This window comes from Pedobacter sp. AC190 (genome assembly GCF_979258025.1).
Window position 1 is genome coordinate 3,890,760 of the sequence record NZ_OZ409824.1, and the last position, 20,917, is coordinate 3,911,676.

The 20,917-nt window shown below is 34.3% G+C and carries 15 protein-coding genes; 7 read left to right on the top strand and 8 right to left on the bottom strand.

Features of this window, described 5'->3' with window-relative positions; genetic code table 11:
• Positions 1-20 precede the first annotated feature (20 nt).
• A complete protein-coding gene (gene pdxH, locus ACZZZI_RS17185; RefSeq protein ID WP_316760212.1) occupies positions 21-671 on the top strand; it encodes a pyridoxamine 5'-phosphate oxidase in 651 nt (216 codons plus the stop codon).
• A 434-nt stretch (positions 672-1,105) separates the two neighbouring features.
• Here pdxH and ACZZZI_RS17190 read toward each other — a convergent pair whose 3' ends face one another.
• Together ACZZZI_RS17190 and ACZZZI_RS17195 are read right to left on the bottom strand one after the other, a co-directional pair.
• A complete protein-coding gene (locus tag ACZZZI_RS17190; RefSeq protein ID WP_463490218.1) occupies positions 1,106-2,713 on the bottom strand; it encodes a RagB/SusD family nutrient uptake outer membrane protein in 1,608 nt (535 codons plus the stop codon).
• A gap of 12 nt (positions 2,714-2,725) precedes the next feature.
• Positions 2,726-5,851 (bottom strand): SusC/RagA family TonB-linked outer membrane protein, encoded by a 3,126-nt coding sequence (locus ACZZZI_RS17195; RefSeq protein ID WP_463490220.1) that lies wholly within the window; start codon positions 5,849-5,851, stop codon positions 2,726-2,728.
• A 421-nt stretch (positions 5,852-6,272) separates the two neighbouring features.
• Between ACZZZI_RS17195 and ACZZZI_RS17200 the strand changes: the two genes are divergently transcribed.
• The 3 genes from ACZZZI_RS17200 to ACZZZI_RS17210 all read left to right on the top strand — a co-directional run bounded on the left by ACZZZI_RS17200 (position 6,273) and on the right by ACZZZI_RS17210 (position 10,066).
• On the top strand, positions 6,273-7,169 hold the full coding sequence (locus ACZZZI_RS17200; protein WP_316760206.1) for a 3-hydroxybutyryl-CoA dehydrogenase: 897 nt from the start codon (positions 6,273-6,275) through the stop codon (positions 7,167-7,169).
• A gap of 31 nt (positions 7,170-7,200) precedes the next feature.
• Positions 7,201-8,223 (top strand): Holliday junction branch migration DNA helicase RuvB, encoded by a 1,023-nt coding sequence (gene ruvB, locus ACZZZI_RS17205; protein ID WP_316760205.1) that lies wholly within the window; start codon positions 7,201-7,203, stop codon positions 8,221-8,223.
• A 334-nt stretch (positions 8,224-8,557) separates the two neighbouring features.
• On the top strand, positions 8,558-10,066 hold the full coding sequence (locus tag ACZZZI_RS17210; protein WP_316760202.1) for a carbon-nitrogen hydrolase family protein: 1,509 nt from the start codon (positions 8,558-8,560) through the stop codon (positions 10,064-10,066).
• Between the two features lie 74 nt (positions 10,067-10,140).
• Here ACZZZI_RS17210 and ACZZZI_RS17215 read toward each other — a convergent pair whose 3' ends face one another.
• A complete protein-coding gene (locus tag ACZZZI_RS17215; protein ID WP_463490223.1) occupies positions 10,141-11,493 on the bottom strand; it encodes a Gfo/Idh/MocA family protein in 1,353 nt (450 codons plus the stop codon).
• Positions 11,494-11,666: 173 nt separating this feature from the next.
• Between ACZZZI_RS17215 and ACZZZI_RS17220 the strand changes: the two genes are divergently transcribed.
• Positions 11,667-12,686, top strand: a complete 1,020-nt coding sequence (locus ACZZZI_RS17220) for a LacI family DNA-binding transcriptional regulator (protein WP_316760197.1) — start codon at positions 11,667-11,669, stop codon at positions 12,684-12,686.
• 2 nt (positions 12,687-12,688) lie between these two features.
• On the opposite strand, the gene ACZZZI_RS17225 is transcribed toward ACZZZI_RS17220, so the two are convergent.
• Positions 12,689-13,642: a helix-turn-helix domain-containing protein gene (locus tag ACZZZI_RS17225; protein ID WP_463490225.1), complete on the bottom strand. Its 954-nt coding sequence runs from the start codon at positions 13,640-13,642 to the stop codon at positions 12,689-12,691.
• 168 nt (positions 13,643-13,810) lie between these two features.
• Here ACZZZI_RS17225 and ACZZZI_RS17230 point away from each other — a divergent pair, with 168 nt between their 5' ends.
• Positions 13,811-15,889, top strand: coding sequence for a TonB-dependent receptor plug domain-containing protein (locus ACZZZI_RS17230; protein ID WP_463490227.1), 2,079 nt, complete (start codon positions 13,811-13,813; stop codon positions 15,887-15,889).
• A 25-nt stretch (positions 15,890-15,914) separates the two neighbouring features.
• The gene (locus ACZZZI_RS17235; RefSeq protein ID WP_316760188.1) at positions 15,915-16,949 is read left to right on the top strand and encodes an HmuY family protein; all 1,035 of its coding nucleotides are present in this window, start codon (positions 15,915-15,917) and stop codon (positions 16,947-16,949) included.
• Between the two features lie 180 nt (positions 16,950-17,129).
• On the opposite strand, the gene ACZZZI_RS17240 is transcribed toward ACZZZI_RS17235, so the two are convergent.
• The 4 genes from ACZZZI_RS17240 to ACZZZI_RS17255 all read right to left on the bottom strand — a co-directional run bounded on the left by ACZZZI_RS17240 (position 17,130) and on the right by ACZZZI_RS17255 (position 20,793).
• The gene (locus ACZZZI_RS17240; protein ID WP_116249844.1) at positions 17,130-17,309 is read right to left on the bottom strand and encodes a histone H1; all 180 of its coding nucleotides are present in this window, start codon (positions 17,307-17,309) and stop codon (positions 17,130-17,132) included.
• Positions 17,310-17,491: 182 nt separating this feature from the next.
• Positions 17,492-18,076 (bottom strand): biliverdin-producing heme oxygenase, encoded by a 585-nt coding sequence (locus tag ACZZZI_RS17245; RefSeq protein ID WP_316760180.1) that lies wholly within the window; start codon positions 18,074-18,076, stop codon positions 17,492-17,494.
• Positions 18,077-18,161: 85 nt separating this feature from the next.
• Positions 18,162-18,581, bottom strand: a complete 420-nt coding sequence (locus tag ACZZZI_RS17250; RefSeq protein ID WP_316760177.1) for a response regulator — start codon at positions 18,579-18,581, stop codon at positions 18,162-18,164.
• 1 nt (position 18,582) lies between these two features.
• The gene (locus tag ACZZZI_RS17255; RefSeq protein WP_463490230.1) at positions 18,583-20,793 is read right to left on the bottom strand and encodes an ATP-binding protein; all 2,211 of its coding nucleotides are present in this window, start codon (positions 20,791-20,793) and stop codon (positions 18,583-18,585) included.
• Positions 20,794-20,917: the final 124 nt, after the last annotated feature.

Here is a 20,917-nt window from a genome sequence, read left to right on the forward strand (position 1 = left end):
AAAGATGCCTATTTTTGTTTATGCAAGTTACAAATGAAATTCTACAAAACCTGCGCCAAGATTATAAAAGCGCCACGTTAGACGAAGCTGACGTAGATAATAACCCTATTACTCAATTTAAGAAATGGTTTGATGAAGCTGTTAAAGCAGAAGTTTATGAGCCAAATGTTATGACTTTGGCTACAGCCGATAAAGCTGGCAAACCAGATGCCCGAATTGTATTGCTAAAAGGTGTTGATGAAGACGGCTTTAGATTTTTTACTAATTACTTAAGTGCAAAAGGTAAAGAGTTAAAAAGAAATCCTTACGCGGCTTTAGTTTTCTTTTGGCCTGATTTAGAAAGACAAGTACGTATTGAAGGCGTAGTTGAAAAGTTAGATAAGGAAACTTCTGAAGAATATTTTAAAACCCGCCCAGTTGCAAGTCAGATTGGTGCAGTTGCATCTCCTCAAAGTCAGGTTATAGCAAATAGACAAGTTTTGGAACAAAAATTTGAGGAATTAAAATCTAAAAACGAAAACAGAGAGATTGCGAAACCAGCGCATTGGGGTGGGTATATTGTTAAACCTACCCGAATCGAATTTTGGCAAGGAAGAAGAAGCAGGTTGCATGATAGGATAAATTTTGAATTTATTAAAGGCAGTTGGGTAAAAAACAGATTAGCACCATAAAAAGCCTGTAAAAATAAATAGAGATACGCTATCCAGCCATATCTCTATTTTTTAACTAATCATTAACTAACCTAAATTTACTAGGAAGTATCTTTATAAAAACGTTTCGATTTTTCAAAATCTTAACGGCTATTTTCTTTATTTAATAAGCAATTGAAAAGCTTATTTGTTTTTCTTGATGAATCAAATATCATAAGAAAACGAGCATTTTTATAGCTAGTATCGATGAATAATTGGTATGTATCGATTAAAAATAAAGCTTATATTTTTATCAATTATTTTAACAAAATTTAACTTTAAAATTTTGTTAATCAGATAATTAAAGCTTATTAGTTTTGCTGAAAATTTGATAAAAATTAAACTATATGATTGTTTAAACGACAAAAGTCATTCTGTAAACAGAATGACTTTTGCATTTGGTAAAATAAGCAATATTAATAACCTGGGTTTTTGGCTATGTTTGGATTTGCGTTAAGTTCATCGGTCGGAATCGGCCAAATGTACCTGTAATCGCTGTAAGCTATTGATGCTTTTCCTGCAACTGTTGTTGGTCTTAAAGTAACATCCCAGTTAGTACCAGTTCCACTTAAGGCTGTAACTAAAATTTTAGCGGGAATTCCACCCCCAGCTACCTGGAAATTAGCATCCTGAGATAACCTTGTAATATCTGGCCATCTTCTACCCTCACCAGCAAATTCTATTCTACGCTCATTTAATATGGCTTGGGTAAGTGCATTTTGAGTTGTAAAACTAGCAATAGTATATTGACTGGCAGTTGGAACTGCCCTGTTTCTTACTGCATTTAACAGGCTTAAGGCCCTTGTATCTAGCGCAGTAGTTCTCGAATAAGCCTCCGCAACATTTAATAAAACTTCAGCATAGCGAATTATTGGTGCGTAATCTGTTTTATTAGTGTAATCTCTAAACTTATAATTGAAGAAATATTTTGCACCTGTGGTAGTTTGCTGAATTTGTAAAAGTGTTCTTCTGGTATCGCCAGTTACCCAAAATGCAGCATTATACAAATTAGGACTTGTTGCAACCAAACCGCGACCACCTAAACTAGCAGGACCAAACATATTTGGTAATGCGCCATTTACGCCACCGTTCGCAGCAGCACTATTTTCTATCGAAAAAATAGATTCTGTATTGTTACTAAAGCTCGTAAAAGGCCCGTCAGGTGATGTTGTTAAAGCATAATTACCAATAGCACTTGTATATGGTCCTGCTGCTGCAGAAGTACCCAGTTTAGCACCTTCGGTTATTACACCTGCGAAATCATTCATGTGAAGTTTAACTCTAGTTTTTAATGCAATTGCAGCCCCTTTTGTAGCTCTTGTAATCGCATAGGTAGATCTCGTTGCAGGAAGATTTGTTTCGGCATAATCTAAATCAGCTAAAATTTTAGTATAATCTTCTGCAACTGTTCCTCTTGGAACTAAAACCTGCGACGTTACGGCATCAGTTGAGTTAACTGCTACCGTACGGTAAGGCACGCCAACATTACTTCCATTTCCATCAACATAAGGACGTGAGAAATTGATAACCAACTCGTGATGAGCTAATGCTCTTAAAAAGCGAGCTTCGGCAGAATATTGAGTAGATACAGCAGTTGTTATCGTTCCTTTTGCTGCAGCAGCTTCTACACCAGCAATAAGTATATTACATTGATTTATTAAAGCATATAAATTACTCCAAAGATTAATGTTATTTGCGGTTGTAGAAGTATAAGTAGATTCGTAAGTGATCTGAAAAAATGTTGCCAAATTCACCATATCTTCACCTCTCATTTCGCCTTGCTCTATTGAGGCTGCCCCAAAAGGATAACCACGACCAGAACCGCCACTGTATGTACCCACCGCTGCTGTATTATAAACTCCAGCAGCTACTAGTTCTATGTTTGCAGGCGTGTCGAAAGCGGTAGCTTCAGAAAGGGAGTTAATTGGGTTTAACTCTGTGTATTTTTTGCAAGAACTTACCGAAAATGTAATTAAGAGTAAGATTGCGTAAATAAATTTATTTTCTATTTTAAAATTCTTCATATCAGTATGTTCTTAAAATCCAACATTTAAACCAATTAAAAATGTTCTGGCTTTCGGGTTGGTATTGTAATCCAAACCAGCCTGGCTATTAGTTGATGTACTATAATTTAATTCAGGATCTAAACCAGAATATGGAGTTATCACAAAAGCATTTTGTACTTGTGCGTAAAGGCGTAATCGGCTAAGCTTTATTTTATCAGTAAATAATTTAGGGAAAGTATAGCCTAAAACAAGATCCTGAGCTCTGATAAATTTACCATCCTCAACAAAACGAGATGACGTACTCGATGTTAAGTTGGTAAAGGCATCTCTTCCATAATAAACTTTTGGCACACTGGTAACTTGCCCTGGAGTGGTCCATCTTTCTAAAATTTCAGTACCGTTGTTTAAGAATTTTTGATTTAAAAGACTTTCCTGACGGGTAATGTTCATCACTTTGTTTCCACCAGAAAACACCATATTGATATTTAAATCGAAACCTTTATAACGGAAAGTATTTACTAATCCACCATAATAAGTTGGGTTAGATTGTCCTAATATCTTCTTATCTGAAGCTGCTAAAGTGGTAGCGGTAGTTAAAGCGGTCGGATTAGCAGCATCATAAACATAGTACGTTTGATTAGCAATGTTACCTTGAATAATTTGTCCAGTCGATTTTACATACAGTGGATTACCATTCGCAGGATTTACGCCAGCATATTCATATCCATATAAAGAACCAATTGATTCGCCAACTCTATTAACGTTATAGGTATATGTAATATCAGAATTGTTGTTAGAAAGCTGCGTAATTTTATTTTTAACAAAAGTGATGTTAAAAGATGTATTCCATTTAAACGGACTATCTCTAAAAATATCTGCACTAACCGCAAATTCATAACCCTTATTGTACATTTTACCAACGTTTTGATTAATAGAGTTACCAGGAACACCTAACGAAGGAGCTGTTGGCGCAGCAAGAATCAAATTATCGATATTGTTTTTAAAGTAATCAGCTGTTAACGTAATGCGATTATCAAACATTGTTGCATCAATACCAACATCATATTTACCACTTGTTTCAAATTTTAATGAACTATTACCAACCTGAGTATAAGCTAAACCGCTTTGTACACCATAAGTAGCTGCACCAAAAGTTCCAGCAAACGGATAATTACCAATATCTGTATTACCAGTTTTAGCATATCCACCACGAATTTTTAAATCGTTAATGAATTTTAAATTTCCTTTCATGAAATCCTCCTGAGAAATTCTCCATCCGATAGATACACCGGGAAGTTTTGCACTTTGATTCCCTAATGGAAGTGAAGAAATTGCATCAATTCGATAGGTTCCAGATACTAAGTAACGATCTTTGTACCCATAATTTGCTCTCGCGAAATACGATTTATAAGCATTTTCTGATACTCCACCACCAATATCGAAAGTAGATTGAGTTAGCGAGTTGCTAATTATATTTTCTCCGCTAAAAAATGTACTCGACAATTGAGAACCACTTGCATAAAAATACCTGCTGCTAGATTTTTGATATTCTAAACCAACTGTTGCACCAAATGAATGATCGCCAATCGTTTTGTTATAAGTAGCCGTATTTGTCCAACTATATCTAGAAACAGGAATATATTGTTGAAGCTCCGACCCTTTGGTTGCGCTACCTCCATCTCCATGTAAAGGATCTAAATATCTATAGTCCTCTCCAAACATATTTTGAGTAGAAACTTGCGAACGAAGATTTAAACCATCAATAATTTTAACATCTACAAAAGCATTTCCCAGCAAACTAAATGTTTGATTACTGAAAATATTATGATCCAATACGTATTTGATATTTGTATAGTTATCATCAATTTCCTTTAAGTTGGCGCCTCTACCCAAACGAGCATTATCCGAACTTAAATTGTAAGAACCATCAGCATTAAAAGCACCAACATTCGGTAAGGCCCTAATTGCATTACCAATATTGCCAGATAACGAACTTGTGCCTGAATTTAAACCTGTATTTTTAACGTAAGAGCCAGTTATACTTGCTCCAAAAGTTAAATAATTATCTAAAGCTTTTTGCTCAAATTTGCCCGAAAATTGATACTTAGTTTGATTGTTTCCTACAGTTGTGCCTTTTAAATCGGCGTATCCTAAAGAGAAATAATAGTTAGATAAATCCGTTGCTCCGCTAAATGAAATGTTATGGTTTTGTTGGAAAGCATCTTTATTAAAAACCAAATCTTGCCAGTTGGTATTAATTACATTACCTGATGCATCGTAACCTAAAACCGCTTGTGGTGTAGTTGTACCAGAATTATAAAGTTTTTCGTTTGCAATGGTTACAAATTCTTGTGCATCTAACAAATCAAAACGTTTAGCAACATTTGCCCAGGCAAACCAGGAGTTGTAATTAACCTGGGTTTTTCCTTTTGTACCTCTTTTTGTAGTAATAATGATTACACCATTAGCGCCTCTTGAACCATAAATAGCCGTAGCTGCACCGTCTTTTAATACATCAACACTTTGAATATCATTCGGGTTAATATCTCCTAACGGGTTTACAGATGCAACGCTACTAGAACCGCCAGAAATAATAACCATTCCATCAACAACATATAATGGATCAGCTCCTGAAGATATACTGTTAGTACCACGAATACGAATACGTGGTGCCGCACCCAGTATGCCACTCGAATTTGTTACCTGTACGCCGGTAATTTTACCAGCAAGCGCCTGATCGAAACTGGCAACTGGTTTTCCAGCTAAGTCTTCGCCTTTAATACTCGCAACCGAACCTGTAACATCTTTACGTTTAGCTGTACCATAACCAATTACGACAACATCAGTTAAAGCTTTTGTATCTGATACTAGCGATACATTAAGTTTAATAGATTTTCCAGTAGAAATATTCTGGGTTGAATAACCAATTGATGAAAATTGTAGAACCGATGATCCGCCAACCTTAATCGAATAAGTTCCGTCAGCTCCTGTAGAAACGCCAATTTTGCTATTAACAACTTTCACACTCACACCTGGAATTGGTAAACCATCATCTTTTGAGGTTACCACACCAGTAATGGTTCTCTCCTGCGCCGAAACTTTTGTTACCAGCAATACCATAAAGAACAACAAACACTTTAGTAGTTTTCTTTTCATTTACATTTAATTTTAGTTTAAATAGTTAATAATACATTTGAAGAACTAATCATAGCATAGCCGTTGAAGAACTGGAGAAAGTCCTGCTTAACTGTACCACTAAAATGATTAGTCAGTATTTTTCATCATATTGGAAAGCTTGAGAGGATTTCCTGTTCTTTACGAACAAATGCGATGATTAATAATTCGAGAACTAATAAAGTTGATTCGAAAAATATAAAGTGTTAAGTAACGATGAACTGAATATTTGTGTCGATAAATAATTAAATTAATGTTAAATCACTGTTTTTATTTAAAAAGAACATTTTTTTCTATTATGAGACGCTTTCGTAAAGAAAATAAAGATAATTTTGATCTTAAATCACTATTGAAACAAAGTATTGGCAATAGTTAGCGAATACTTTTAATAAAACTAACCAAAATGATAAAAAAAATTTCAGTTATAGGTTCGGGAACAATGGGAAATGGTATTGCACACACTTTTGCCCAGTTTGGATATGAGGTAAATCTAATTGATATTAATCAGGTAGCATTAGATCAGGCTTTGCAAACGATTACCAAAAATTTGGATAGACAAGTGAGCAAAGCCACATTAACCGAAACTCAAAAAACGGAAACATTAAACAACATCAAAACCTATACATCAATTGAAGAAGGTGTAAAAAATGCTGATTTAATTGTTGAGGCAGCGACAGAAAATGTTGATTTAAAACTTAAAATTTTTAAGGATTTAGATGCCCATGCTCCAGCTGATGCTATTTTAGCATCAAATACATCATCAATTTCGATTACTCAAATTGCTGCGGTAACCAATCGGGGCGATAAAGTAATTGGAATGCATTTTATGAATCCTGTTCCTGTAATGAAACTTGTTGAAGTTATCCGCGGTTACCAAACTAGCGATGCAACAACAAAAATCATAATGCAACTTTCAGAAAGCCTACAAAAAACACCTGTTGAAGTAAATGATTATCCTGGTTTTGTTGCCAACCGAATTTTAATGCCAATGATAAATGAAGCAATTTATACTTTGTTTGAAGGTGTTGCAGGCGTATACGAAATTGATACCGTAATGAAATTAGGAATGGCTCATCCAATGGGGCCGCTACAACTAGCTGATTTTATTGGTTTGGATATTTGTTTAGCGATACTAAAAGTCCTTCATGATGGTTTTGGAAACCCAAAATATGCACCATGCCCATTGCTTGTTAATATGGTTGCTGCAGGTAAGAAAGGTATCAAAACCGGCGAAGGTTTCTATCAATATACTCCAGGTTCGAAAGAATTGGTTGTTGCTAACAAATTTAAAAAATCCTAATTTTTTTAGCATTTAATTTTATATTTGCTCTATGAATGAAAATCTGGATCCAGAAGCAAGCAATTTAACACCTACCGATAGAGATATTGAAAGGGTTTTGCGTCCGCAGGCTTTTGAAGATTTTACTGGGCAGGAAAAAGTGATGGAAAACCTGAAAATCTTCGTTCAGGCAGCAAAACTTCGCGGTGAAGCTTTAGATCATGTTTTGTTACATGGCCCTCCAGGATTAGGCAAAACAACATTGTCGCACATTATAGCCAATGAAATGGCTACGGGTATTAAGGTAACTTCTGGTCCTGTTTTAGATAAACCTGGTGATTTAGCTGGACTATTAACAGGTTTAGATGAAGGTGATATTTTATTTATTGATGAAATACATCGTTTATCACCTTTAGTAGAAGAATATTTATACTCGGCAATGGAAGATTTTAAGATCGATATTATGCTCGAAACTGGCCCAAATGCTCGTTCGGTACAAATATCCTTAAATCCTTTTACTTTGGTTGGTGCCACAACTCGCTCAGGCCTTTTAACGGCGCCTTTGCGTGCTCGTTTTGGTATTAATGCTCGTTTAGCTTATTATGATGCAAAGCTTCTAACAACGATTGTACTTCGTTCATCTGAAATTTTAAAAACGCCAATTAGCGATGAAGGTGCTTATGAAATTGCCAGACGTAGCCGTGGTACACCGCGTATTGCCAATGCGCTTTTACGTAGAACGAGAGATTTCGCTCAGATAAAAGGCGATGGAAACATAGATACTGAAATTGCCCGTTATGCCTTAAATGCCCTAAACGTTGATGAACATGGCTTGGATGAGATGGATAATAAAATTCTGGTTACCATTATCGATAAGTTTAAAGGTGGGCCAGTTGGTTTAAAAACAATTGCAACTGCCGTTGGTGAAGATGAAGGTACGATTGAAGAGGTTTACGAACCATTTTTAATTCAGGAAGGTTACATTATGCGTACTTCTCGCGGACGTGAGGTTACAGAGGCTGCTTATAAACATTTAAAAAAGAATTATCCAGGTCAAACGGGTAAATTGTTTTAATATTTTCACGCAGATTTAAAATGATAAAATCCGCAGATCTTCACGGATTTCTTTAGTTGATAAAAACACAATCATTTTAAATCTGCGCTCCCTCATCTAAGAAAATCTGCGGGAAACAAATAAGTCTGCAATTGCTAATAAAGTATTGTAATCCTTAATATACCTCCTCGAATAATGTATGAGGTTTCATTTTCATTCATCCTAAAACTTAAACAAAACATTCCTAAAAAGAGTGATGCTGAATCATCAAAAAGAGTTGTAAAAATCTAAATCATCTGAAGATTCAAAAACATTAACCTCATTTCTCTGTTCATTAAATGTAAAACCAACAAATATGAATATTGAATTACGTAAGTTAACGCTCGAAGATTATGCTGATTTAAAGGAATCGATGTTGCAGGCCTACGACAGTATGGGCGGATCGATTTGGCCAAAATCAAGTATTGCTAAACTTCTAAATATTTTTCCTGAAGGTCAGCTTTGTATAGCTGTCGATGATAAAGTTGTTGCTTGTTCTTTATCAATTATTGTAGAATATGATGAATACGGCGACAGACATACATATAAACTAATTACAGGCGATTATTCTTTTACTACCCATGATGCTAACGGAGATACACTGTATGGGATTGAAATTTTTGTTCACCCCGATTTTCGCGGTTTACGTTTAGGTCGCAGATTATACGAAGCCCGTAAAGAGCTTTGCGAAAGTTTAAACTTAAAAAGTATTATTGCTGGAGGAAGAATTCCTGGCTACCATACTTTTGCAGAAACTTTAACGCCGAGGCAATACATTGATAAAGTTAAAGCAAAGGAAATTTACGACCCCACCCTAACTTTCCAGATTTCTAATGATTTTCACGTAAGAAAAGTTTTAAAAAATTATTTGCCTGGCGACAAAGAATCGAAAGAATATGCAACGCTAATCGAATGGAATAATATTTATTATCAGGGCGTAGATGCTTCTGCTCGTTCTGCAATGACGATCCGTTTGGGCCTGGTACAATGGGAAATGCGTTTATTTCCTGATATGGATGTTTTTTATGAACAGGTAGAATTTTTTGTAGATGCATTAAGTGGTTACAAATCAGACTTTATCATGTTTCCAGAGCTGTTTAATACACCGTTATTGCAGCCGTATAACCACTTGCCAGAAATTGAAGCTATGCGTAAACTGGCTGAAAAAACTCAGGAAATTGTTGATCGGATGCATGAATATGCCTTGAGTTATAACGTAAACATTATTACTGGAAGCATGCCATTATTAGATGATGGAAAGTTATACAATGCGACTTATTTATGCCATAGAACGGGTAAAATAGATGAGTATAGAAAGATTCACATTACACCGAATGAGCAAAAATATTACGGAATGATTGGCGGCGATAAAGTTCAGGTATTTGATACTGATTGTGGCAAAATTGGAATTTTGATTTGTTACGATGTTGAATTTCCAGAATTGAGTAGAATCTATGCAGACCAAGGTATGCAGATTTTGTTTGTTCCGTTTTTAACCGATACACAAAACGGATATACACGAGTAAGACATTGTGCTCAGGCAAGGGCTATAGAAAACGAATGTTATGTAGCAATTGCTGGTTGCGTAGGTAATTTACCAAAGGTTAATAATATGGATATTCAGTTCGCTCAATCGGCTGTATTTACACCCTCTGATTTTGCATTTCCAACTAATGCGGTAAAAGCCGAAGCAACCCCAAATACAGAAATGGTTTTAGTAGTTGATGTAGATTTACATCTTTTAGATGAATTACACCATTATGGAACCGTTAAAGTTTTGAAAGATAGAAGAACCGATTTATATCAGACTAAGCTTTTGAAATAAATAAAATGAGCCTATTCCCTTTGAATAGGCTCATTTTATCATTCTATAAAACCGATTTATTTGTTTGTGAATTTCTAATAATCATCGTTTAATGCAAAAATAGGTTTTCTGCTCATCCATTGTCCGCCAGTAAAATCTGGAAAATCAATAGTTTCGTTACCCATTTCTATAGATTGCTCACTTAAAGGTGTAATGGCACTCCAGGCGGCAGCATCATAAACATCTAAAGGCGTTGGTTCATTTCGTTTTGCAGCTTCAATAAATGCATGTATTACAAAAAAGTCCATTCCACCGTGTCCCGCACCTTGGGCGTCACTTCCGTATTTTTTCCAAAGCGGATGATCATATTTATCTAACCATTCTTTTGCTTTATCCCAGGTATGAGGTTTACTTACACCTTCTACATAAATACCGTTATTTACATCCATCCACAATCCTTTTGTGCCCTGAAACCTAAACCCTAACGAATAAGGGCGTGGCGAATTTGTATCGTGTTGTAAAATAATGGTTTCGCCGTTTGCGCAGCCAATAGTTGTCGTTACAATATCTCCAAGTTTAAAGTTAACCTTTGCGTTAGGATGTGCTGCTCCACCCTCTTCAACGATATGTTTATGTAAACCTAAAGCTTTTGTAGAGAATGAATTTAATTTAACAAAACGGTTTCCGCGATTTATATTAATACACTGAGCAACTGGCCCGATTCCGTGTGTAGGATATAAATCGCCGTTACGATAAACAGAATGATTTGTTCTCCATTTTGCTTCAGAAAATCCTTTCTCACCAAATTCCACTCCATGTCCGTACGGACTAACACCATCATTAAATTTAACTTCTCTTAAATCGTGCTGATAACCGCCTTGAAAGTGAATCATTTCACCAAAAATACCTTGACGAACCATATTTAATGCAGCCATTACATCTCTGCGATAACAAACATTTTCAAGCATCATAACATGGGCATTATTTTTTTCGGCTGCATGTACAACATCCCAATGATCTTCCAGATTTATTCCCAAAACCACTTCAGTTGCCACGTATTTAATACCCGCATCAATTGCACCTAATATCATGGGCTTATGAAGTTCCCATGGAGTTGCAATTACAACCGCTTTTATTCCTTTTAATTCAAGTAGTTTTTTCCAGGCATCTTTACTGCCAGTAAAAATTTTTGGCATTGGCTTACCGCTTTTTGCAATAATTGCCTTGCTCATTTGTATCATGCGATCATCTACATCACAAATTGCAACTAAATCTACATCTGCTCTTTTCAAAAGTAAATTCAAATGATTTTGACCGCGTAAGCCTACACCAATCATAACAACTTTAATTTTTTCATCGGCTTGCGATGCAAATAAAGTTTTATCTGGAATGGCAGCAATAGCAGCTGTAGTTAATCCTGCATTTCTTACAAATTGTCTTCTGTTCATAAATTAATAAGGTAATAGGGTTAGAAATATTTAGTTTCACGTAGTTATGTCGATCGAATGTATAGATATTTAAAAGTTAATTAAAGAAAATGAACTAAAAAAAATCACGCAAACGTTTGATTTATTTTGTAATATTACAATGAAAACAAATTTTGTATAGCTTAGCAATCCAAATGCAATCGAAGCCTACAACCATAAAAGAAATAGCCAAAATTCTAAACCTTTCGCCTTCAAGCGTATCAAGGGGTTTACATGATCACCCTAGTATCGGTGCGGTCACACGCGAAAAGATTAAACAACTTGCTAAGTCTTTAAATTACGAGCCAAACAATGCCGCCATTCTTTTTCAGAAAGGGAAAACCTATACTTTAGGTGTTATCCTTCCTGAATTATCTGAGCATTTTTTTTCTACTGCAATTTCTGCAATTGAGGATGAGGCTTTAAAGAAAAATTATACCGTAATTTTTGCTCAATCACATGACAGCTTTGATAAAGAAGTTCAATTGGTTGATAAAATGAAAAACCAACGTGTTGATGGCTTATTGGTATCTATTTGCAAGGATACTTCTAATTTCGATCATTTCGAGAAGCTTAAAGCCTTTAATATTCCTGTTGTTTTTTTTGATAGAATTCCACCATTTAAAAATGCCCATTATGTAGCTTGTTCGTTAGAAAATGCAACAATAAAAGCAGTAAACTTTTTGCTGAAAAAAGGGCATAGAACTATTGGTATGATAAACGGCCCTACTACTCTATTCGCCAGTGGCGAAAGAAAAGAAGGTTATATGCAGGCAATTAATTTTAACAGGCTAAAATTCGATCCATCGCTGGTTCTAAACTGCGATTTAACTGAAGAAGGCACAATTGAAGCTGCCGAACTTTTAATTAATCATAAAAGAAAACCAACAGCAATTGTAGCTTTTAATGATTATGTATCGCTCTTTTTAATTAAACATTTAAAGAAATTAAAAATTGCTGAAGAAATTGATGTGGTAAGTTATGCTAATTTACCAATGATGAAATATCTTGATTATACTCCAATTGCATCTGTAGAACAATATCCTTACCTGCAAGGTCAAAAGGCTACTAATATATTACTCGATCTAATAAATAGTCAAAATACTGAAAATCAGGCGTTTTATAACACATTAGTAGAATCAGATTTAATTATTAATAAAAAACAAAATAATTAAAATCAAACGTTTGCGCTAAAAAACTTTGTTTTATTAATACTTCCAGGTAAAATATTGTATCGTTTTTTAAATGCCATTGTAAAATGTTGTGGGTTTTTGTAGCCGACTAAAAAGGCAACTTCGTTTACGCTTTTCTTTTCTTTTGATAAGTAATAAAAAGCTTTTTCCATCCTTATTTTATTAAGATAGCCAAAAACAGTTTCTCCAGTTAATTCTTTAAAGCCCTTTTTTAACTTATTATCGTTTATACCTGATTTACGAGATAACTCAATCAATGAATTTGGAAATTGAATATTTTTTTCGACCAGCTCTTTTGCATATAAAATTTTAATAATATCATCCTTTTTTAAAGATACAGCTGTTTTTTGCTCGGCTTTATTAATGTAGAACACTAATAGCCGATATATTTGAGCCTCAAAAAATATTTTCTTAACTCTACTTTGGTTTCTTTGATTTATTAAATCATATAAAATTAACTTAATCTCGGCATCAATTTCCAAGGTTTTAAAGGCATCAATATCATCAACAAAATTATTACCCGTTAATTTTTTGTAATGCGCTTTTGTCAATTGTATATAAATGTAATGCGTATTATCTATAAAATTGATTACTAGATTGCTCTCCCCTCTTAAAATTATGCTCTGCTCATTTTTGCCTAAATTAACTATGTCATTACTATTTGTGTTTCTACAAGTAATCTTACCTTCTAAACAAAATAAGAACGCCACGAACTGGTTAGGATTTTCTAATAGGATTTCTCCAGGTTTTGAAGCATTAATGTTTACAATACTAATGTGTGTGCCTTCATACCAGTTTTCCAGAATTTGAAGGCTATAACTTGGACTTTTTAATTGATGGTTTCGCTCTTCTAAACTATTTCCTACATCAAAATTAATAGGATAAACATTATGGTAAATAAGTTTTCCCGATGCATAATCAGACAGTTTAACCTCCATTTATATTAGTTTTTTTAGATATAATTATTTTAATGCTATTATAGCTATAGTGATTATTTAGAATACTTCTTAATAATCCGTTTAGCGTTATTAATTGTCCGTTTCGCGTTATTCAAATTCTTTGATAATGCACAAATTTGCACAATTATTTATAATTAGTCTAAATAAATGAAGATATATTTATCATTGGTGTTATCGTTATCTGGCTTTACAGCTTTCAGTCAACAAGTTAGAATTGATACCGCTAAGTCGAAAGATTTAAAAGAAGTTGTAGTTACAGGGCAATTTAGCCCACAAACCCTAAAAAATTCAGTTTATAATGTTAGAACGATCAGTGCGGAAAGAATTAGACTTAGAGGGGCAGTTAATGTGCAACAAGTTTTAAATACAGAGCTTGGTTTTAGATTTAGCAATGATTTAACCTTGGGCACAACTGATGTTCAGATTATGGGGATGACAGGTAGAAACGTAAAAGTATTGCTAGATGGCGTACCTATGATCGATCGTTCAGATACCAGGGAAAGTTTAAATCAGATTGATATTAATACCATTGATAGGATCGAAATAGTTGAAGGGCCTATGTCTGTTGTGTACGGTTCGGATGCTTTAGCTGGTGTAATAAATATCATTACTAAAAATGCTGGCAAATCTTTACTTAATATTTCGGCAAGAGCGCAAGAAGAAACTGTAGGTAAAGAGTATAGTGCTTTTTCTAACAAAGGAAATCATGTCCAAAATTTAAATTTGAGTTGGCAAAATGACGGCTGGAGTTTATTAGTTGGTGCTACCCATAACGATTTTGCAGGTTGGAACATTAAACCGAGTACAACACCGAGAGAAATTGTTGATTTGGATATTCAAAGTGGGAACCGATGGAAACCTAAAGAACAATGGTTAGGAAATACCAAAATTGGGTACAGAAATAAGAACTTTAATATATGGTACCGACTTGATGCTTTGCAGGAAGAAATCGAGAGTCGCGGTGGCATGAATACCCTTAACTATATCGCAGAGTGGCAACAATTTAAAACGAAGAGATATACTAACCAATTACAATCGGAGTGGAAATTAAGTCCTTCACTTCAGTTAACCACTATCGCTGGATATTCAGATTTAAAACGTTTAACAAGAACTGTTAATCATAACTTTAGTACAGGAGTTGATGCTTTAAGTACCGAACAGGGCAAACAGGATACCGCTAAATTTAACTCTACCATTTTTAGAAGTACACTGCAATACGTTATCAGTGATAAAATTTCTTTACAACCTGGTTTCGAATTTAACAGGGACGCTGCAGCTGGACAAAGAATTAACGGCTCTCCTATCATCAATGATTATGCTTTTTTTGTTTCATCCGAAATTAAACCAGCTAATGGCATAAATATCAGACCAGGTTTTAGGTTTATCAAAAATTCGGTTTATGATGCGCCACCAGTTATACCATCATTAAACACTAAATTTAGTTTGAGCGAAAGTTTTGATCTTAGATTAGCTTATGCAAGAGGTTTTAGATCGCCAGCTTTAAGAGAACTTTATTATGATTTTGTAGATGCCAGTCATAATATTATAGGTAATCCAAATTTAAAGGCAGAAGAATCTAACAGCTTTAACGGTTCATTAACCTGGGCTGGTTTAAAAAACGATAATTTTCAATTTCGTTCAACTTTAGCAGGTTTTTATAATCTTTTTAAAAACAGAATAAGTTTTTTACAATCAACCAACGATGCCTCAGTTACGACCTTATTCAATATTGCAAAATTTAAAACTACAGGCTTTACGCTCGATAATACGCTTATTTATCAGAATTTAAATGTAGTACTGGGAGTATCTTACATCGGTAGATATAATGATCAGTTAGAAAGTAATCCGAATTTATCAATTCCAGAGTTTTCTTGGTCGCCTGAATTAACAACCACAATAATTTATAACCTCCCAAAAATTGGGGCAAATGTTAGTCTATTCTACAAGTACAGCGGTAAAGTTCCAAGTTATGTAACCAATACAACAGAAGCATCAGGGTATAAACTGGCAGAAATAGGCGCATTTAACTTAGCCGATTTTATGTTAAACAAAAGCTTGTACAAGTACATCACAATAAATGCTGGCATAAAAAATCTATTTAACGTTACTCAACTCAGTAACACTTCAACATCAAGCGGCGGTGCACATAGTACTGGAGGTGGTAGCGTGCCCTACAGTTATGGCAGATCTTATGTTTTAGGATTAACATTTAACTGGAGTAAATAAACAATCAAATTAAAAATTTAAAAACATGAATAAATTAAACTCAATCCTTGCAATCGCTTTTTTAGCGGTAACTTTTACAGCCTGTAAAAAAGATAATGAAGAACCCATTATTGTTGTGCCACCTTCTGATGGTAGTACAATAACCTTAAGTGGTAAAACAGCTGAATCTAACTATGCAAATATTGTTTATGCTGATCTAAGTACAGACAAACAATCATCTGTAGATAGAAAAAGTTTCAATATAGGTTTAACATCCGATAGTAAATTTAGAGTTGTACTTAATGCATCTTATCAAACTACAGCCGTTGCCACCTCTAAAACAGATATTGCTACGGTTACGTTAGCTGATCCAGGTACGGCGGTAAATTTAAATCATGATCTAACTGATCCACTAACTGTTTCATTAACAGATTATTGGGATGGTGACATTACTAAAACTGCATTTGCTGAAGTAGCAGCTACTGATGCTGACAATAAAGTTTACCTAATTAGCTTTGAGGGAAATAAAGACAAAGATAAATGGTTTAAAATTAAAGTTACACGCAGTGGATCAGGTTATAAATTACAATACGCAAGATTAGGAGAAACAACAATTAAAACTTTAGATGTTCCTAAAAATGCAGATTATAATCTTGTATTTGTTTCTTTAGAAAGCAACAAAATTGTACAAGCAGAGCCAGTAAAAACTGCATGGGATTTTTCTTGGAGTTACAGCACTTATAATTCTGGATTAGGATCTCCATACTGGTTCCAGGATTTCATATCTGTAAACAATTTAGCTGGTGTTTCTGCTGCTGAAGTGGTAGTTACAAGTACTTTAACCTATGCAACTTTTGCAGAAACTAATTTAACTGGCTTAACTTTCTTAACAACTAAAGATGCAATTGGAAGTAAATGGAGAGTAACAACAGGTACGGGTATTAAAACCGATCGTTTTTATATAGTTAAAGATAGTGCTGGTAATTATTACAAACTAAGATTTGTAAGTATGGGTGTTGGAAGCGACGGTGGTGAGCGTGGTAAGCCAGTATTCGAATATAAATTAGTTAAAAAGGGATAATAGCATCCTTAAAAATATGTTTTGTTAGTTGGATAGTGGCCTACCGCGAGGGTGGGCCTTATCTTTTTATAAGCATTTCTTTTTAAACCCGCAGATTAAGCCTGTTATTAGATTTAAAAAGCTTTAAACGCAAAAAGGCCACGAAGTATCGTGGCCTTTTTGTTTCTTACTCGCGAAATATTATTTGCCAGTATTTTTCTTGTCAGTTACTTCTGCACGGATTTCTTGTGCTAAAACTTTAAGATCTTGCATTGCTTTACGCACACGTGTACCAGCAGCTGCATTGCCAGCATTATAAAATTTTTCTACATCTGCTTCAATCGCAGCAACAGCAGCTTTAACTTTTGAGAATTTTTCCATCGCTAATTGATGTTTTTAAGGTTTAAAAAATTTATTTTTTCAATAATACATATTTACCTTGAATTAACAACAGAAAGCAAATATTAATTTAGAAGAAGTTTTGCACATTCTAACAATCGAAAAAATGCCCTGACTGTATTATAGATGTATTTTTTGAAATATATTGCTTAAAATTAGCGCACTTAACTCAACTGTTTTGATAATTGAATCAAATTATTGAAGGTTTCATTTGCACTATTCACACAACGCTCATAATCGGCCTCAGCAACACTTTCATTAAGGATTGAGACAAAAGTTTTCCATTTAGAACCTAATTCTTCGCCATATACGCCATAATAATTTAAACCACCTTCATGATCAGTGAAATTTGAATTAGCCAAAATATGCTTCTTAATTACGTTTCCACCCAGTGTAGCCCCTTCTAGTACATATAAAGCGCCTAAAACCTCAGCATTGTTTTGATCAGGCACAAATAAGTCGAAGTTTAATTCTGGTAAGGTCAGGCTATCAATATTCCAGTATTCCAAATCTTGTTCTAGAGCAGATAATTTTAATCTGCTATTCATATCTAGTTTGTTTGCTAAATCAGCATCAAGCATATTTGCTAATTTGTTCTCTAATTTTTGGTGGATGATATAATTAATAGTTAAAAGCTTTTTGTAGTTTTCTACGCTTAACGAATTGTTCATAATCTCGTTAACAAACATCAACGATTCTAGCGCCTCATGTGCTCCAGCAGTTTGTGTTCTCAATAAATTGGCAATCATAATAGGTTTTATCTAAATTTTAAAAGGTTATTAAAAAAGAAAAGATTCGAATTATAAAACCCGAATCTTTTTATTAGTATCAAAATTAATTTAACCGTAAGTGCTGGTTAAACCAAAAATCATGTACCGAGTGGACACATTTTACCAGGTTATCGTAACCACTAGGTTTAGTCATATAGGCATTTGCACCAAACTCGATCGAAGCTTTTACATCTTCAGGGTTATCAGAAGTTGAAAATAAGATCACTGGAACTGATTTAAGATACGGAATATCTCTTATAAACTTTAATAAATCCAAACCAGATAAGCCTGGTAGATTTAAATCCAATAAAATCAATTTAGGTTTTGTTTTGCTATCGGCAAAAGCCTGCAATTTTGCTAACGCTTCTGTACCATCTTCAACAATACTTAAATTTAATGAGTCTTTTACCTCTTGTATGGCACTTTGCATAAAAAATGCATAATCCATATCATCTTCCACGTAAAATATATCTGGTGTAATCATTTTATCTGTTTTTAAAAGCTACAAAAAATGTAGATCCTGAATTTAGTTTACTCTCAAACCAAACTCTTCCGTTATGTCTCTCCACAATGCGTTTTACAATAGCAAGCCCTACTCCTGTTCCTTCAATCTCCTTAACATTATCCATGCGCTTAAAAAGCTCAAAAACTCTGTCATAATAACGGTTATCAATTCCCATACCGTTATCTTTAACTGCATAGATCGTCTCTCGTCCATCTATATACGAACTTATCTCAATCTTTGGTTTTTCAACCATTGATGAGTATTTAACGGCATTACTAATCAAATTTGTAAATACTTGTGCAATCATAGTTTTGTCGCCTTTTAGATCAACCAATTGCCCTATAATAAGTTCGGCATTGTCTGCTTTAAAAGCCGCTCTAACTTCAATAATAATATCTTTTAACAACAATTGCATATCAACTGTTTCAAAAATTATTTCTAACCGCCCAACCCTCGCCAGATTCAAAATTTCTTTGATAAGAAAATTCATTTTATCTGCGCTATTTAAAATTCTATCGAGCATCTTTTTGCCATTTTCATCAATGCTTTTATTTCTCTGCATTAACTCTGCATAGGTTTTTATCGATGTTAAAGGTGTTCTTAAATCGTGCGATATCGTATAACTAAAAGTATCTAACTCTTCATAGGCAGCATGAAGTTTTTCATTAAGCAATCGAATTTCATTCGCCTTTTTATTAATATAAGTAATAATAATTTCGCGAATTCGTAAAACTGAACTAACTTCTTCAGCCAGCCACTTTTCTGAAGTATTGTTTACCACCTGCGACCAGATTTCGAAAGATTTGCGAGGTGATAAATTTGCCATTCCAGTTTCCGATGGCTCAACAGGCTTCTCAGGATTACCAGCCCAATTTACGGTATTAATTTGTTCTGGTTTGAACCAAATAATTACTTCCTCAGGATTTTTACTAATAGAACATGCCAAAATACCAGATGCAATATCTTTGTATTTTTTTGCAGGATGAAATATCTCAGACAAACGATGCGTATGGTAAATAGATTCATCGCTATGATCCTTTAACCAATGAGCAAGTTCCCAAATTGATTGTTCATCAGGCACATTTCCGATAGTTTTTAAAGCATTTTCGAAAATAATGGCCACACCAGTTCCTTTGGTTACATCTAAAAGATTTCGATCATGTTTCGTTAAAGCATCAACCAAATATTTATCTCTGTTCAAATGCTCCTGAAGTACTGAAGCCGTATCTTTAAACTGCTCTACCACTTCCGAATCTTCTTCGGCCTCTCTATATTCTAATGCTGACGACAGAATTTCGCCAATCAACTTAGAGCCTTCCCTTCCCTTGTAATCAATAAATTTCGGACTATAATTATGGCAGGCAATTAAACCCCACAATTCTCCATTAACTATTAGTGAAATACTAAAGCTGGAATATACACCCATATTCTTTAAATATTGAATATGAATTGGAGAAACAGCTCGCAAACTACCATTTGTCAAATCAAGCGGAGCATTTTCTTTAAAGGTTATAATTGGAGAATCGGCCGTATTTACATCGGCTATTAGTCTGGTAAGGTTTAACTTATACAGTTCTCTTGCTTGCTTTGGAATATCAGAAGCAGGGTAATGTAAACCAAAGAATGGTTCAAGATCATCTTCTTTCTCTTCAGCCACAACTTCACCGTGTCCGTCATCCAAAAACTTATAAATCATGATACGATCATAATTGATAAGCTTTTTTACTTCTACAGCTGCACCTTTAAGCAAGGCCGATACGGATTTACCTTGCAGCATTACCGAAGCCGAGCGACCGATTAAACTTTGAATATCATACTGTAGGGTTACAGGTTCAAACTCCAACAACCAATCTTTTGTAGATGCGTTAATGATTAAATAGAATGGATTTCCATTTATTTCTACTGGATGCGGACTAATTGCATCAAAACTTTTCCTGATGATACCAATATTTAAAAGGTCTGCAACGTTTAAAGCAGGGTCTTGTTTGATATGACTAGAAAGTATCGAAACTGGTTTGTTTAGCAAATCCTTTGCAGCTTCATTTAAAAAAAGCGAAGTGTTTTCACTTATATAGGTAATCGTAAGATCGATTTTATCGATAGCGATTAAAAATCCATGCGATTGAACTTTACCAGGAATATGGATGGGTTCTTTATCACAGTTGGTTAAATCGACAGAAAATTTATTCATAAAAAGATTAAGGCTTACAAAAATATCAGAATTTTCCGTTTTACAAATAAAACTACTCTTTAGAATAACTCTAATTAGCTATATATGGTTTTGAGATTTATTTTTTATCTTATATTTGATCGAA